Annotated in this window: 13 protein-coding genes, 4 tRNA genes and 1 pseudogene; 5 read left to right on the top strand and 13 right to left on the bottom strand. The window is 60.4% G+C overall.

The window, feature by feature from the left end; all coding sequences use genetic code 11:
* The 6 genes and pseudogenes from ACLEJR_RS17800 to ACLEJR_RS17825 all read right to left on the bottom strand — a co-directional run.
* Window positions 1-1,126: pseudogene (locus ACLEJR_RS17800) on the bottom strand (type IV secretion protein Rhs); the annotation flags it as partial.
* A 197-nt stretch (window positions 1,127-1,323) separates the two neighbouring features.
* Entirely contained in the window at window positions 1,324-1,725 is a 402-nt protein-coding gene (locus ACLEJR_RS17805) for a sel1 repeat family protein (protein WP_440815445.1), read from the bottom strand.
* On the bottom strand, window positions 1,726-2,097 hold the full coding sequence (locus tag ACLEJR_RS17810) for a hypothetical protein (RefSeq protein ID WP_003179080.1): 372 nt from the start codon (window positions 2,095-2,097) through the stop codon (window positions 1,726-1,728).
* Complete coding sequence (locus tag ACLEJR_RS17815; RefSeq protein ID WP_440799739.1) at window positions 2,094-2,435, bottom strand: helix-turn-helix domain-containing protein; 342 nt, start codon at window positions 2,433-2,435, stop codon at window positions 2,094-2,096. Before ACLEJR_RS17815 ends, ACLEJR_RS17810 begins: the two co-directional genes overlap by 4 nt.
* Window positions 2,436-2,548: 113 nt before the next feature.
* Complete coding sequence (locus ACLEJR_RS17820) at window positions 2,549-3,004, bottom strand: YkvA family protein (RefSeq protein ID WP_440799742.1); 456 nt, start codon at window positions 3,002-3,004, stop codon at window positions 2,549-2,551.
* A 293-nt stretch (window positions 3,005-3,297) separates the two neighbouring features.
* Complete coding sequence (locus ACLEJR_RS17825) at window positions 3,298-4,011, bottom strand: FKBP-type peptidyl-prolyl cis-trans isomerase (RefSeq protein WP_440799745.1); 714 nt, start codon at window positions 4,009-4,011, stop codon at window positions 3,298-3,300.
* A 268-nt stretch (window positions 4,012-4,279) separates the two neighbouring features.
* On the opposite strand from ACLEJR_RS17825, the gene ACLEJR_RS17830 reads away from it, so the two are divergent.
* Entirely contained in the window at window positions 4,280-6,085 is a 1,806-nt protein-coding gene (locus ACLEJR_RS17830) for a di-heme-cytochrome C peroxidase (RefSeq protein ID WP_440815448.1), read from the top strand.
* A 31-nt stretch (window positions 6,086-6,116) separates the two neighbouring features.
* Complete coding sequence (locus ACLEJR_RS17835; protein ID WP_440815451.1) at window positions 6,117-7,253, top strand: catalase family protein; 1,137 nt, start codon at window positions 6,117-6,119, stop codon at window positions 7,251-7,253.
* A gap of 90 nt (window positions 7,254-7,343) precedes the next feature.
* Here ACLEJR_RS17835 and ACLEJR_RS17840 read toward each other — a convergent pair.
* From ACLEJR_RS17840 to ACLEJR_RS17855, 4 genes are all read right to left on the bottom strand, one after another.
* Window positions 7,344-7,420: transfer RNA gene (locus tag ACLEJR_RS17840), tRNA-Asp, on the bottom strand.
* A 17-nt stretch (window positions 7,421-7,437) separates the two neighbouring features.
* A tRNA-Val gene (locus ACLEJR_RS17845) sits at window positions 7,438-7,513 on the bottom strand.
* A 175-nt stretch (window positions 7,514-7,688) separates the two neighbouring features.
* A tRNA-Asp gene (locus ACLEJR_RS17850) sits at window positions 7,689-7,765 on the bottom strand.
* Window positions 7,766-7,784: 19 nt separating this feature from the next.
* Window positions 7,785-7,860, bottom strand: a tRNA-Val gene (locus ACLEJR_RS17855).
* Window positions 7,861-8,020: 160 nt separating this feature from the next.
* On the opposite strand from ACLEJR_RS17855, the gene rdgC reads away from it, so the two are divergent.
* From rdgC to sugE, 3 genes are all read left to right on the top strand, one after another.
* On the top strand, window positions 8,021-8,941 hold the full coding sequence (rdgC, locus tag ACLEJR_RS17860; protein ID WP_440815453.1) for a recombination-associated protein RdgC: 921 nt from the start codon (window positions 8,021-8,023) through the stop codon (window positions 8,939-8,941).
* A gap of 165 nt (window positions 8,942-9,106) precedes the next feature.
* Window positions 9,107-10,075 (top strand): bile acid:sodium symporter family protein, encoded by a 969-nt coding sequence (locus ACLEJR_RS17865; RefSeq protein WP_440799755.1) that lies wholly within the window; start codon window positions 9,107-9,109, stop codon window positions 10,073-10,075.
* 116 nt (window positions 10,076-10,191) lie between these two features.
* Window positions 10,192-10,506 carry a quaternary ammonium compound efflux SMR transporter SugE gene (sugE, locus tag ACLEJR_RS17870; RefSeq protein ID WP_440815456.1) on the top strand — a complete coding sequence of 105 codons (315 nt, stop codon included), beginning with the start codon at window positions 10,192-10,194 and terminating at the stop codon, window positions 10,504-10,506.
* A 239-nt stretch (window positions 10,507-10,745) separates the two neighbouring features.
* On the opposite strand, the gene ACLEJR_RS17875 is transcribed toward sugE, so the two are convergent.
* From ACLEJR_RS17875 to ACLEJR_RS17885, 3 genes are all read right to left on the bottom strand, one after another.
* Window positions 10,746-12,620, bottom strand: a complete 1,875-nt coding sequence (locus ACLEJR_RS17875) for an MFS transporter (RefSeq protein ID WP_440815458.1) — start codon at window positions 12,618-12,620, stop codon at window positions 10,746-10,748.
* Between the two features lie 80 nt (window positions 12,621-12,700).
* On the bottom strand, window positions 12,701-13,849 hold the full coding sequence (locus ACLEJR_RS17880; RefSeq protein WP_440815459.1) for a TDT family transporter: 1,149 nt from the start codon (window positions 13,847-13,849) through the stop codon (window positions 12,701-12,703).
* A 104-nt stretch (window positions 13,850-13,953) separates the two neighbouring features.
* Entirely contained in the window at window positions 13,954-14,265 is a 312-nt protein-coding gene (locus ACLEJR_RS17885; protein WP_440815461.1) for a cupin, read from the bottom strand.
* Between the last annotated feature and the right edge of the window lie 36 nt (window positions 14,266-14,301).

Here is a 14,301-nt window from a genome sequence, read left to right on the forward strand (position 1 = left end):
GTTTTTTCAGCGTGGTATTGCGCTGGGCGTTCCAACGCATCTGCATCCGGCCCTTTTTCACCCCCGCCGCGGTCCCTCTGGCGGCCACGGTTCTGTAACGGTCCACATAGCCCATGAAGCCGTTGACCACGGCGAAAATCGCCCGGATGAAACGCTGCAAGGCGCTCAACAGGCGCGCCCCCACAGCGGCCAGGCGCATCGACAGATAAGCGATCCCGGCCCCTGCGCCAGCGAAGGTCAGGACGACGCCAATCAACAGATCGATCAACAGCTGTACGGTCAGTGTCGAGAGCGCCTGGGCCGTTTCGCCGGCCACCTCGCTGGGCGGTAGCATGTCCAGCCAGAGACTGGCGGCGCGCACCAGCAGGCACAGCGCTGCTTCGTCGCTCGCCAGCAGTTGCAGCCTGGCCATGACCTGCGGCGCCGTCTGCGCCAGTTCGGCCAGTTGCGCCGCGCTCTCGCCCAACCGCCCGACAAACTCTTCAGGATTTTTGAGGATGTCGGAGAGCAGGCTGATGCTGTCCCACACGCCTTCGATCGCCGCCCAGCTTCCGGCCAGCAGGCCGTTGCCCACCGCAGCCGCCGAGGTCGACAAGGATTGCTGCGCCCAATGCGGCTTGAAGCCCTGCCATTCACCCCGCAACCAGTCCGTCAGTTGAGAGCTCAGGCCATCGTAGGAAGAAAACAGCTCGTTGAGCTGCGCTGGCGACACTTCGCCCTGGACACGCACCCGATAGCGCTTTCCCGCCTCGCCGTTGAAGGTCCCCAGGCCCTGAGCATCGAGAGTGACCGGCGTGACCTCGCCACTGTCCACCGCCACCACATCCACCACGATGTCGCCCAGCGGAATGTCGTAGACCGATTCGAGTTTGCTCTCGATGGTCATCACCCCGCCGTTGGGGCACTGCACGACGGTGGAAAGAAAATCGTCGTCACCGGTGCTGACGACCGTGGTGCTGTCAGCGAAGCGGATCAGTCGCTCCATGCCCAACAGCGAAGGCAGGTCGGCCGCGTGGCTGGCAGTGTCCGCAGCCCGGTTGTACCAGCGCTCGAGCTGCTCGCGATAAACAATCAGGACGTCTTTGAAGCTATCGAGCTCCTGCTCGATACGACTGACCTGATCCATCAGGGCACCGCTCGATCAGGGGACACCGGCAAAAAACGGTCGAACATGGGCAAACGTCTCGCAGCGCTCAGGGAGCGCGAGACTTTGCCGAGGATATGAGGAGAAATAAGTCAGCGAAAGAAGCAGTGAACGTAGGGCAATTCGCTAATTCGCCCAATCTGAAAAACGAACAACGCTCGAGAAAGCCGCGCAATTCGCTACGGGTCGCGGGCCTCGAGCCCTTTGAGCTTGATCTCGGCCAATGGATGACCGGCCTTCGCCGCCAGCGCCCACCAATGTGCCGCTTCGACCGGGTCCGGTGCCTTGCTGGCGGAGCCCGCGAGACTGATCACACCGACCTGATAGGCTGCCTTGCCATCACCGGCCAATGCTGCCAGCCGCAGCAGGCGAACCCCTTCTTCTCGCGCACCCAGCCCTTGGCCACGAAACGTCAGGATATGCCCGTAGAAACTTTGCGCACCGACATCACCCAGGTTCGCCATGCGCGAGAACTGGCCCTCGAGCCAGGCCCAGCCGCGTGGCTGGCGGACGAACCAGGACCAATGGAACAACCGACGCGCCAGCCAGTAACCGGCCCGCGCCTTGAGGCGCCAGAGCACTCAGGCCTCCGCCGATTCGGGGTATTCGTATTCAAACACCCGGACCACCTCCGACGCGTGCCAGGAAGCGGCCGCCACCCCATCGGACGGCCCGGAAAAACGGCCCAGGCGCTCAACACACTCGAAGAAGCCGGTGCGCGGCAGTCGACTGGCACCCTGGCTGATCACCAGGGAACTGCGCAGCGGCTGTTCCGCCCGAGCGTCCAGCGCGGCCAGGTGCTCCAGGGCCGCGGTCAAGGTCTGCATGGCCGGGCTGGGCAACTGCAAGCGCTCCAGCAAGGCGCGGTAGGTCAACAGATGGCGCTGGCGGCGCGCCTGGTCCAACTCCCCCAACAATCCATCCCAATGCTGCCGACTGATGCGTACACTCACGACTCATCCCTCCAACCTGGCACCGTCAATTCCCAGGCCAGACTGCGCCGAATCGCGGCATCGGGCTGACGCTCGCCGCTTTCGATCAAGGCCAGATAAGACGGACTGATACCTACCGTGCGGGCCAGCGCCTCAATGGCGATGCCCTTCCCTTCGCGCAAACTTCGTAATTGATCCAGGCCAGGAAGAACCTGGCCGGGTGCCGCCGCATGACGAACTGTCGCTTCGCGCGGCGCAGTTGGGTCGATGCCTGCGGCCCTCAGCAACGACTGGTATTGATCCCACGGCAAAACCGCGTATTCGGGCTCTCCGTCACGAGTGATTATCTGAATATCCATGTCTACCCCGTAGGACAACAACGCTTAGCGAATCAGCCTTTTTTCTTGGAAGTGTAATCCTAATACCGGCTGAGGTCGCGGGGCGATGAATTCCAGGGGCTAGAGAGGCAGGGTCAGTCTTTTTCATGACCCTGTAGCTGGAGTTGTTCGGGGGTGTCGGGCAGCCTTTCGACCTGGGCAAGTTTCTCCGGCGATTGCCGATAACGCCAGGCGCGGAATGCTTCGAGTTCAACGTCAAGGGTTTTCATGACCCAGGCCAGCACGGCGATATCGTCGAACATGCCGAACATCGGCAGGATGTCGGGGATCGCGTCGAGCGGACTGAGGAAATACATGAGCCCAGCAACGATCGAAAGCATCGACTTGGCACTGACGGCCCGGTATTCACCCCGCCAGTAAGCCAGGCACAGCGCCTGCAACAGGCGCAGGTCTTCCTTGAGCTTGCCGAGCCGGCCACCCTCCCGGGCGCCTTTGCTGGCGACGGCGAACAGCAATGTCGGCAGTCGACCGCGGGCCAGCAACCGGCCTGCCAAGGGCAGAAATCGTGCGAAATTCCACGGGGCCTTCATTTTTTTCCCCACTGAAATGTTATCCACACAAATTGTGGATAACCTTGTGAACAGAGCTGCATTTCACCGCTGAAGCCCCCGTTTCATAAGGGCCCGGCTTAGATCGGGCGTTTTTTACTCACATAAAAAAACCCAATATTTCATTGACTTGATTGGGCGGCTGGGTCTAGCACAGCGCCTGTACTGCCTATGACTATAGCCTGCGCGCAGCGTTCGGTTTTTTTGGGAATCACCGTAACCCGGATGCGACAACGCCCCGCATAAGCGAGGCGTTGTCGTGATAGCAGACGCGATTACTTGGCTGCGTCTTCTTTTGCCGGATCCTTGATCGCCAGCAACTCCAGGTCAAACACCAGGACCGAGTTGGCCGGGATGGCCGGGCTCGGGCTCTGGGCGCCGTAGGCCAGATCGCTCGGGATGTACAGCTTGTACTTCTCGCCGACGTGCATCAGTTGCAGGCCTTCGACCCAACCCGGGATCACACCGCTGACCGGCAGGTCGATCGGGCTGCCACGTTCAACAGAGCTGTCGAACACGGTGCCATTGGTCAGCTTGCCGGTGTAGTGAACAGTCACCACGTCGTTCGGCTTGGGCTGTGGGCCATCGGCCTTCTTGACCACTTCATATTGCAGGCCGGAAGCGGTGGTGGTCACGCCGGATTTCTTACCGTTTTCTTCGAGGAATTTCTTGCCGGCGGCTGCCGACTCTTCGCTCATCTTGGCCATGCGCTCTTCGGCACGCTTTTGCAGTGCCGCAAAAGCTTCGACCAATTCTTCGTCTTTCAGCTTCTGTTCTTTCTTGCCGACGGCATCTTCAATGCCCTGGGCAACCGCTTTGGAGTCCAGGTCATCCATACCTTCCTGAGCCAGGCTCTTGCCCATGTTCAGGCCGATACCGTAGGAAGCTTTCTGCGCCGGGGTTTTCAGCTCTACGCTGGTCTGCGAGTCGCAACCCGCGAGTACCAGGCCAACCAGGGCCACCGCCGCCGCCAACCGATGCTGTTTCATGCTATTTCCTTGTTCATGCGCCTAAAGGGCAATCGAGTAAAGCCGCGAGCTTATCAGGCGGCCCCGACCAATGGCTACCGGCATGTGAGCCGCAAAGCAGGGATAAGTTCAGGCCCCCAAATGCTTTTTAGTCTCTGGCAGATGAAGCCTCTGTCATCTGTTGCCTACAAGGGACAGATTGTCGCTTGCCGTGGCATCAAGTAATGGCCACTTGCCCGCCGTGCGGCACTGAGGCATAAGGGCATATCAAAAAAACAAGGATGTCCCCGTGCGCCTTCTTTCTCGCCTGCTCTGGCTGCTTTTCGCCCTGTTGATCCTCGTCGTGGCAGTGGTGCTTTATTACGTCGCAAACCCGCGTCTGCCGCTCTACAACCCGGTCGAACAGGTGCATTACCTGGACCAATGGAGCGCCGCCGAGCGTCAGACTTACTATTTCACACCCCAAGGTACCCAGGTCAAAGGCCTGCGCTACGAGTGGTTCACCGCCCTGGAATTGCCGTTTTCGCGACAGCGCTTCGCCTCACCCGAATACCTGGCGCGCTTTGGCTTCCTCATCGATCCGGCGCAAAAAGCCTCGCCAGCCAATCCTGGCAACCTGCCAGTGGGTTTCGCACGGCACCAGAATCCCGGCAGTAAAGAAGAGTTTCTGGATATTACGTGCGCCGCCTGCCACACCGGCGAACTGCACTACAAGGGCCAGGCGATCCGCATCGACGGCGGCTCGGCCCAACACGTCCTGCCTTCCAGCGTTCCTACATTACGGGGTGGCAGTTTCGGACAGGCCTTGGTCGCCAGTCTGGCGTCAACCTACTACAACCCGTGGAAATTCGAGCGTTTCGCCCGTCAGGTGCTGGGCCAGGATTACGACGCCCGCCACGAAGAACTGCGCAAGGCCTTCAAGGTCTCGTTGGACACCTTCCTGCGCACTGCCTGGAACGATACCCACCGCGGCCTCTACCCCACCGAAGAAGGTCCCGGCCGGACCGACGCCTTTGGCCGCATTGCCAACGCCAGCTTCGGCGACGCCATTTCGCCGGACAACTATCGAGTCGCCAACGCACCGGTGGATTACCCACAGCTGTGGGACATCTGGACATTCGACTGGGTGCAGTGGAACGGATCTGCCCAGCAGCCGATGGCGCGTAACGTCGGCGAAGCACTGGGTGTCGGCGCGACGCTGAGCTTCTTCGACGCCCAGGGCAAACCGTTGCAGGGCGATGCCCGCTATCCCTCCAGCGTGCGGGTGCGTGATCTGAACAAGATCGAAGAAACCCTGCAATTGCTCAAGCCTCCGGCCTGGCCGGAAGCATTGCTCGGCGCGGTCGACAGGCCTCTGGCTGCCAAGGGCCGGACGCTGTTTGCCGAAAACTGCGCCGGCTGCCACGTGCCCAAAGTCATCCAGGGCCCTGACCGGCCGGTCCAGCAACTGCATATGTTGCCGGTGCAAGTCATCGGCACCGACCCAGGCACCGCCAACAACATTGCCGACCATCGCTTCGACCTGACCAGCCTGGGTTGGGACCCGGCCGAACTGGCAAAGCTGGAAGTGCAACTGCACCCGACCCCGACCGAGCCACTGGACCTGAGCCAGATCTCGGTTGCCAAGGGTCTGGCGTATGTCACGGCCTTCGTCGAGAACCGTGCCTATCGCGACGCCGGCGTCACCCCCGTTGAGCGCCCGGCCCTGGACGGTTTCGGCCTGCCTATCGGCGTACGCGAATTGCGTGCGTACAAAGCCCGGCCACTGGCGGGCGTCTGGGCCACGCCACCGTTCCTGCATAACGGCTCGGTGCCGACGATCTATCAGTTGCTGTCGCCGCAGGATGAGCGGGCGACGCGCTTCTATAAAGGCAGCTTCGAATACGATCCGCGGCACTTGGGCTATCGCACCGAAGACTTCACCAACGGCTTCCTCTTCGATACCCGGATCACCGGTAATCACAACAGTGGCCATGAGTTCCGCGCCGGCGAACGCGGCAACGGTGTGATTGGCCGTCTGCTGCAACCAGAGGAGCGCTGGGCCCTGCTGGAGTATCTGAAAGTGTTGGGCGGACCGCTGGAGTCGCAACTGTAATGACAAACCCCACAGGTATAAGGATTTCTGCATGCTGATCACGCTCTGGCTGCGCCTCGGCGCCTTTTTGGGCAAGACGCTCCTGTGGCTGCTGGTAATCGGACTGCTGGGCTGGGCACTGGCCATGGCCTGGTTCGCCTGGCAACACCGCGGGCCAGTGCCAGACCAGGAGCAAGTGCCGCCCGGCGAAGCCGCCATGACTCAGGACGTCATCCAGACCGCGATCCGCATCGTCGACCAGCACCGCGAAGGCACGCGCTACTTGCGCGATGCCCACGCCAAGGCGCACGGCTGCGTGATGGCCGAAGTCCAGGTGCCGAGCGACCTGCCAACCCCGCTGCGCCAAGGCGTGTTTGCCGAACCAGGGAAGGTCTGGCAGGCGACCATACGCCTGTCCAACGGTAACGCTTATCCGCAATTCGACAGCCTGCGCGACGCCCGGGGGATGGCGATCAAACTGCTCGACGTGCCGGGCAAGCAACTGCTGGCGGATCGGCATTCATCCGGCGAGCAGGACTTCGTGATGTTCAATCATCCTAACTTCTTCGTCAGTGATGTCGCCGAGTATCGTCAGAATGTGGCCGCCCAGGCCGACGGAAAAAAGGCCATGGCGTTTTTCCCCAGCCTGGATCCGCGCACCTGGCAGGTTCGCCATTTGTTCATCGCCCTGGCGACCCTTTCGCCGCCTCCGGCCAGCCCGACCCAGACCACGTACTTTTCGGTATCGCCCTACAAGTTCGGTGCAGCCAACGCCAAGTTTCGCGTAGCACCGGATCCGGACAACTGCCCGGCCTATACCCTGCCGAAACAGAACCAGGACCTGCCGAATTTTCTGCGCAGCGCCCTGACGCAGCAGTTATCCACAGACCGGGTGCCAGCCTGCTTCGTCCTGCAGATCCAGCGTCAGGATCCCGCCAAGTACATGCCCATCGAAGACACCAGCATTGAATGGAAAGAAAGCGATGCGCCGTTCGAAACGGTGGCGCGCATCAAGGTGCCGGCCCAGGACTTCGACACACCCAAGCTGAACCTGGCCTGCGACAACCAGTCGTTCAATCCCTGGTTCGGTATAGAGGCGCATCGCCCCATCGGTGGCATCAACCGTTTGCGTAAAGCGGTGTATGAGGCGGTCAGCGATTATCGTCACCGCCGTAATGCCGAACAGTAGCAATCGCCAAATGACAGGCAACAAAAAGCCCGCTCAGTGAGCGGGCTTTTTGTTGGCAACCTGGCGTTCAGTGGGCCAGGTTATCGGATATGGCGCAGCGGACGGGACTCGAACCCGCGACCCCCGGCGTGACAGGCCGGTATTCTAACCGACTGAACTACCGCTGCGCGTAACATTGAAAGTCTGGTGGGTGATGACGGGATCGAACCGCCGACATTCTGCTTGTAAGGCAGACGCTCTCCCAGCTGAGCTAATCACCCTTGGCTTTCGATGCGGGGCGCATTCTCTCACAGTTTTTTGTAACGTGCTGATTTAATTACATAAATCAGATAAAAAAGTGAACGAGGCGCACCGCAGAAACTGTAAACAGCAAAAAGCCCGCGTTAGCGGGCTTTCCGTGGTCATCTGGCGTTCAGTGTTCCAGATAACCGAATATGGCGCAGCGGACGGGACTCGAACCCGCGACCCCCGGCGTGACAGGCCGGTATTCTAACCGACTGAACTACCGCTGCGCGTAACACGTTGAACGAATGGTGGGTGATGACGGGATCGAACCGCCGACATTCTGCTTGTAAGGCAGACGCTCTCCCGGCTGAGCTAATCACCCTTCGCTTTCGGTGTGGCGCGCATTCTACGGAGCACTCCGTAAGCTGGCAAGCACTTTTTAAATTAATTTTTTCAGCCCTTCCAAAGGCTTAGCGAAGGGTTGGCCTATGGCGCCGCTGAGAGAATAATGCCCCCCTTTGTATAAAGGAGAGACTCACCCCATGTGGTTCAAAAACCTGCTTATCTATCGCCTGACCCAAGATCTGCCTTTTGATGCCGAGGCGTTGGAAACTGCACTGGCCAGCAAACTGGCGCGTCCATGTGCAAGCCAGGAGTTGACCACTTACGGTTTCGTCGCGCCATTTGGCAAGGGTGAAGACGCGCCATTGGTGCATGTCAGCCAGGACTTTTTGCTGATCGCCGCTCGCAAGGAAGAACGCATTTTGCCAGGCAGCGTCGTACGCGATGCCCTGAAGGAAAAGGTCGAAGAGATCGAAGCCGAGCAGATGCGCAAGGTCTATAAGAAGGAACGGGACCAGCTCAAGGATGAAATCATCCAGGCGTTCCTGCCGCGGGCCTTCATCCGTCGCTCGTCGACCTTTGCCGCCATCGCGCCGAAGCAGGGCCTGATCCTGGTGAACTCCGCCAGCTCGAAACGCGCCGAAGACCTGTTGTCGACGCTGCGCGAAGTCATCGGCTCGCTGCCGGTGCGTCCGCTGACGGTCAAGACCGCACCGACCGCGATCATGACCGACTGGGTCAAGACCCAGAAAGCCGCGGATGATTTCTTCGTCCTCGACGAATGCGAACTGCGCGACACCCACGAAGACGGCGGTATCGTGCGCTGCAAGCGCCAGGACCTGACCAGCGATGAAATCCAGCTGCACCTGAACACCGGCAAAGTGGTGACTCAGTTGTCGCTGGCCTGGCAGGACAAACTGTCGTTCGTGCTCGATGACAAGATGGTGGTCAAGCGTCTGAAGTTCGAAGACCTGTTGCAAGACCAGGCGGAACAGGACGGTGGCGACGAAGCCCTCGGCCAACTGGACGCCAGCTTCACGCTGATGATGCTGACCTTCGGCGAGTTCCTGCCGGCGCTGGTTGAAGCGTTGGGTGGGGAAGAAATTCCGCAGGGGATCTAAAGGCACAGGATTGCCCTGTGCAAACTTACCTCTGTGGGAGCGAGCCTGCTCGCGATAGCAGTTTCTCAGTCAACATCGACGCTGACTGATCCGACGCTATCGCGAGCAGGCTCGCTCCCACATTGGTTTTGTGTGGTTTCAATGACTGATAACAAGGATCTGGTCATGCGCGCACTGGCTGCACTGAGCCGCTTCGTCGGCAATACCTTCGCTTACTGGGTACTGATCTTCGCCGTCGTGGCGTTCTTGCTACCGCAGTGGTTCGTGGACCTGAAAGTCGCCATTGTGCCCTTGCTGGGGCTGGTGATGTTTGGCATGGGCCTGGCGCTCAAGCTGGAAGACTTTGCCGAAGTGGCCCGCCGTCCAGGACGTGTGGCTCTGGGGGTGATTGCCCAGTTCGTCATCATGCCCGGTACCGCGTGGCTGCTTTGCCAAGTGTTCAGCCTGCCTGCGGAAATCGCCGTCGGTGTGATTCTGGTGGGCTGCTGCCCAAGCGGCACGTCGTCCAATGTCATGACCTGGCTGGCGCGCGGCGACCTGGCCCTGGCCGTGGCGATCTCCGCGATCACGACCCTGCTGGCGCCCCTGCTGACCCCGGCATTGATCTGGTTGCTGGCCTCGGCCTGGTTGCCGGTATCGTTCTCGGCGCTGTTCTGGTCGATCCTGCAAATCGTGCTGCTGCCGATCGCACTGGGCATCATTGCCCAACGCCTGTTAGGCGCCCGGGTGCGTCATGCTGTAGAAGTGCTGCCGCTGATATCAGTGGTGAGCATCGTGATCATCGTGGCGGCGGTGGTGGCAGCCAGTCAGGCGAAGATCGCCGAATCCGGCCTGCTGATCATGGCCATTGTGATGTTGCACAACAGCTTCGGTTACCTGCTGGGGTACTTCACCGGACGATTGTTCGGCCTTCCATTGGCCCAACGCAAGACCCTCGCACTGGAAGTCGGCATGCAGAACTCCGGCCTGGGCGCGGCCCTGGCGAGTGCGCACTTTTCGCCGTTGGCGGCGGTACCCAGTGCGCTGTTCAGCGTCTGGCACAACATCTCCGGAGCGCTGCTCTCAACCTACTTCCGCCGCATGAGCGAAAAGCAGGACCGCGAGACGCTCGCCAGCCAACAGACGGCGGACTGAGGCAGACTTGATCGAGTGCCCGATCATGGGCACTCTGTCTCACCAGTGCGGGGACGACCCCCAGCTTGTATCAACTTTTATCCGGGGACGACCCCATCCACTCAGGGAGGTGTGTAATGTCCTGGATCATTCTGTTTTTCGCCGGCCTGTTCGAAGTCGGCTGGGCCGTCGGCCTGAAATACACCGACGGTTTCAGCCGCCCTCTTCCCACTGCTTTGACGATTGCCGCCATGGGAATCAGCCTGGGCCTGCTCGGCCTCGCCATGAAGGAATTGCCGTTGGGCACCGCCTATGCAGTGTGGACCGGTGTCGGTGCGGTGGGCACGGTGATCGCCGGAATCATTCTGTTCGGCGAGTCGACGGCGCTGGTTCGGTTAGTCAGTGTGGCGTTGATCGTTACAGGGCTGATCGGGCTCAAGGTCAGCGCCTAGGCCACTACCGCTATCGCGAGCAAGCTCGCTCCCACAGGGGATCGCGTCCGCTTTGAACAACTCGGTCAATGTGGGAGCGAGCCTGCTCGCGAAGGGGCCGGCAGCCTCAACATCCTCGTCGACTGACACTCCGCTTTCGCGAGCAAGCCCGCTCCCACAGGGGATCGCGTCCGGCCCGGGCAACTCGGCCACATGTGGGAGCGAGCTTGCTCGCGAAAAATCGAAAGGCCGCAGCCTCTCTATCTGACTGCCCCGCGCAACTCGCTGACTAATGCTTGCAGCTTGATCGGCTCAGCCATCTCCACCGCCACCGCCGGCCCAGCCACCAGGGTCACCCGCGACCACAATCGGCGAAACAGCCCCTTGGCTGGATCGCGACTGAAGAAGCTGCCCCACAAGCCTTGCAACGCCAGGGGAATCACCGGAACCGGGGTTTCCTGGAGAATGCGTGTCAGCCCGCTCTTGAACTCATTGATCTCACCGTCAGCGGTCAATTTTCCTTCAGGAAAGATGCACACCAGCTCACCGTCCGCGAGGTATTGGGCGATTCGCTTGAAGGCCTTTTCATAGATATGGATGTCTTCCTGGCGTCCGGCAATCGGAATCGTCCCGGCGGTACGGAAGATGAAGTTGAGCACCGGCAGGTTGTAGATCTTGTAGTACATCACGAAGCGAATCGGCCGACGCACCGCGCCGCCGATCAGCAGGGCATCGACGAATGACACATGGTTGCAGACCAACAGCGCCGCCCCTTCATCGGGGATCGCGTCGAGGTTGCGATGCTCCACGCGGTACATGGAATGGCTCAGCAGCCAGATCATGAAACGCATGGTGAACTCGGGGACAATCTTGAAGATGTAGGCGTTGACGCCGATGTTCAGCAGCGACACCACCAGGAACAATTGTGGGATCGACAGCTTGGCGAGACTCAGCAGCACGATGGAAACGATGGCCGAGACCACCATGAACAGCGCGTTGAGAATGTTGTTGGCCGCGATGACTCGCGCACGCTCGTTCTCGGCGGTACGGGACTGGATCAGCGCATACAGCGGCACGATGTAGAAACCGCCGAAGACGCCGAGGCCGAGGATATCCAGCAGCACCAGCCAGGCGTGACCGAAACCGAGCACCTGGAGCCAGCCGTGGCCCTCGACACTGGCGGGGATCCCGCCGGAATGCCACCACAGCAGCAGCCCGAACACCGTCAACCCGAACGACCCGAATGGCACCAGGCCGATCTCGACTTTGCGTCCGGAGAGTTTTTCGCAGAGCATCGAACCCAAGGCGATCCCCACCGAGAACACGGTGAGGATCAGGGTCACCACGGTTTCATCGCCGTGCATCCACTCCTTGGCGTAGGCCGGGATCTGCGTCAGGTAGATCGCCCCGACGAACCAGAACCAGGAATTGCCGACAATCGAACGAGATACCGCCGGGGTCTGGCCCAGGCCCAGCTTCAGGGTGGCCCAGGATTGGCTGAATATGTTCCAGTTCAGACGCATCTGCGGCGAGGCGGCCGCCGCCCGTGGAATACCGCGGCTGGCGAGGTAGCCGAGCACCGCAACGCCGACGATCGCGCAGGACACCACCGGTGCGTACTGGGCCGAGGACATCATGATCCCGGCGCCGATGGTGCCGGCTAGAATCGCCAGGAAGGTGCCCATTTCCACCAGACCGTTGCCGCCGACCAGCTCTTCCTCGCGCAACGCTTGTGGCAGGATCGAATACTTCACCGGACCGAACAGCGCCGAATGAGTGCCCATGGCGAACAGCGCCAGCAGCATCAGCCACAGATGATCGAACATGAAACCCACAGCGCCGACCGCCATGATGACGATTTCGCCGAGTTTGATCAGACGAATCAGCGCATCCTTGGCGAATTTTTCCCCGAACTGCCCGGCCAGTGCCGAGAACAGAAAGAACGGCAGAATAAACAGCAAGGCGCAGAGGTTGACCCAGATCGAGCGGTCACCGTCGATGGTCAATTTGTAGAGGATGGCGAGAATCAGCGACTGCTTGAAAATGTTGTCGTTGAACGCGCCGAGAGACTGTGTGATGAAGAACGGCAGGAAACGCCGCGTGCGTAGCAAGGTGAACTGCGAAGGGTGACTCATCTTCCATGTTCCTGAGTGGCGTGGACGCTTATTGGAATGACGCTTTTCGATCCAGGCCACACATTACCTGTCTTTAGCGATTATTTCGCCAGCCCCGCAATGCACGGTGACACAAACAGCTCGCCGTGCCAGGCGCCCAGCAGCGTACGACGGGCGACGATCAGCCACAGCACCACCAGCGTCGCCACCAGCATGCTGCCGAACACACTGAAAAACCCGAGGCCCAGCAGGTCTGCCAGCTTCAGCGTGGTCAGCGCATACACGCCCATTGGGAAGGTAAAGCCCCACCAACCGAGGTTAAACGGGATACCGGTGCGCAAGTAGCGTGCGGTGATCAACAACGCCGTCAACATCCACCAGAACCCGAAGCCCCATAGTGTGATACCGGCCACCAGCCCCAGTCCGGCGGCGATTTCGCCCACGCCTGGCAAGCCGTTGGCGGCAAAGATCAGTGGAGCGTCACCGCCCAGCAACAACATGCCAAGGGCCCCTGTGCCGATGGGGCCGAGGGCCAGCCAACTCGAAGCGGCCATGTTCTCGTGAGGCAGTTTGTGCAGGGCCATGCGCAGCAATAGGATCGTCAGAATGCTGAACGCCAGCGGTAGGGAAAATGCCCAGAGCACATAGCTGGTGACCAGCATGATCAGTTGCGCGTGGGCGCCGGCCAAGTGCGGCGCCAACAGCCCGCCGCTGGCGGCTGCGACTTCGGCGGCAACCACCGGCAACAGCCATACGGCGGTCATCTGGTCGATCCGGTGCTCCTGGCGGGTGAACATCAGGAAGGGGATCAACACGCCGCAGGCAAGGGACATCGCCACATCGACCCACCACAGCGCCTCGGCCACCGCCACCACGCCCTCGCCCCAACGCGGCAAGCCGAACACCAACAGGCCGTTGATGAGGGTGGCGAGCCCCATGGGGATGGTGCCGAAGAACATCGAGACGGTGGAATGTCCGAAAATCCGCCGGGCCTCATCGAAGAACAATACCCAGCGGGCGGCGTACAAACCGCTGCATAACACGAATAGCAGGATATTGAACAACCACAACCCTTCGGCAATGGCACGCAGGCCAGGCGGGTTGTCCGGCCATTGCGCCAAGGCCAGGGCGACTACGCCGGTGCCCATGGTCACGGCAAACCAGTTAGGCGTGAATTGGCGAATGGCTTCCAGCGGCCTGGGCAAATGGCGCAGTGGGCGCAGACGGTTTGTTGCAGGGCAGCATGTCATGACGAACTCCAGTCCCCGGTTGAGGTGGAGTCATCTTAGAGCCGGATCGAATATCGATATAACGGGTAATTTCTCTATATGTTATCGACTTTATAGATTATCCCTCAGACGCTGCCTTCGCTTTCGATCACCAGGATCCTCGCCGCTCCCTGGGGCTTGGCTACATGCTCGGTGCCGACCGATGCGTAGAAAATATCCCCAACTGCCAATAAGGTGTCCTTTTCGACACCCTCCTCGCGATAGCACATCTGCACGAGCCCATCGAGTACCACGAACACTTCCTGACCATCGTTGACGTGCCATTTGTACGGCTGGTCAGTCCAATGCAGGCGTGTGGTGATGCCGTTCATGTTGGCGATGTCCAACGCGGCCCAGGGCCGTTCGCCGGTGAAAGACTTACTGCGAATAATTTTCAAGGAGGTTCAACCGAGATTAGATGGCGAGAGGCCAAG

The sequence above is a fragment of the Pseudomonas sp. SMN5 genome (genome assembly GCF_052041925.1).
Taxonomy (GTDB): Bacteria; Pseudomonadota; Gammaproteobacteria; order Pseudomonadales; family Pseudomonadaceae; genus Aquipseudomonas.

Coding starts and splice junctions, on each gene's coding strand:
- ACLEJR_RS17815 (WP_440799739.1), bottom strand. CDS start 2,435: ATGGATATTCAGATAATCACTCGTGACGGAGAGCCCGAATACGCGGTT.
- ACLEJR_RS17820 (WP_440799742.1), bottom strand. CDS start 3,004: ATGAAGGCCCCGTGGAATTTCGCACGATTTCTGCCCTTGGCAGGCCGG.
- ACLEJR_RS17825 (WP_440799745.1), bottom strand. CDS start 4,011: ATGAAACAGCATCGGTTGGCGGCGGCGGTGGCCCTGGTTGGCCTGGTA.
- ACLEJR_RS17835 (WP_440815451.1), top strand. CDS start 6,117: ATGCTGATCACGCTCTGGCTGCGCCTCGGCGCCTTTTTGGGCAAGACG.
- rdgC (WP_440815453.1), top strand. CDS start 8,021: ATGTGGTTCAAAAACCTGCTTATCTATCGCCTGACCCAAGATCTGCCT.
- ACLEJR_RS17865 (WP_440799755.1), top strand. CDS start 9,107: ATGCGCGCACTGGCTGCACTGAGCCGCTTCGTCGGCAATACCTTCGCT.
- sugE (WP_440815456.1), top strand. CDS start 10,192: ATGTCCTGGATCATTCTGTTTTTCGCCGGCCTGTTCGAAGTCGGCTGG.
- ACLEJR_RS17875 (WP_440815458.1), bottom strand. CDS start 12,620: ATGAGTCACCCTTCGCAGTTCACCTTGCTACGCACGCGGCGTTTCCTG.
- ACLEJR_RS17880 (WP_440815459.1), bottom strand. CDS start 13,849: ATGACATGCTGCCCTGCAACAAACCGTCTGCGCCCACTGCGCCATTTG.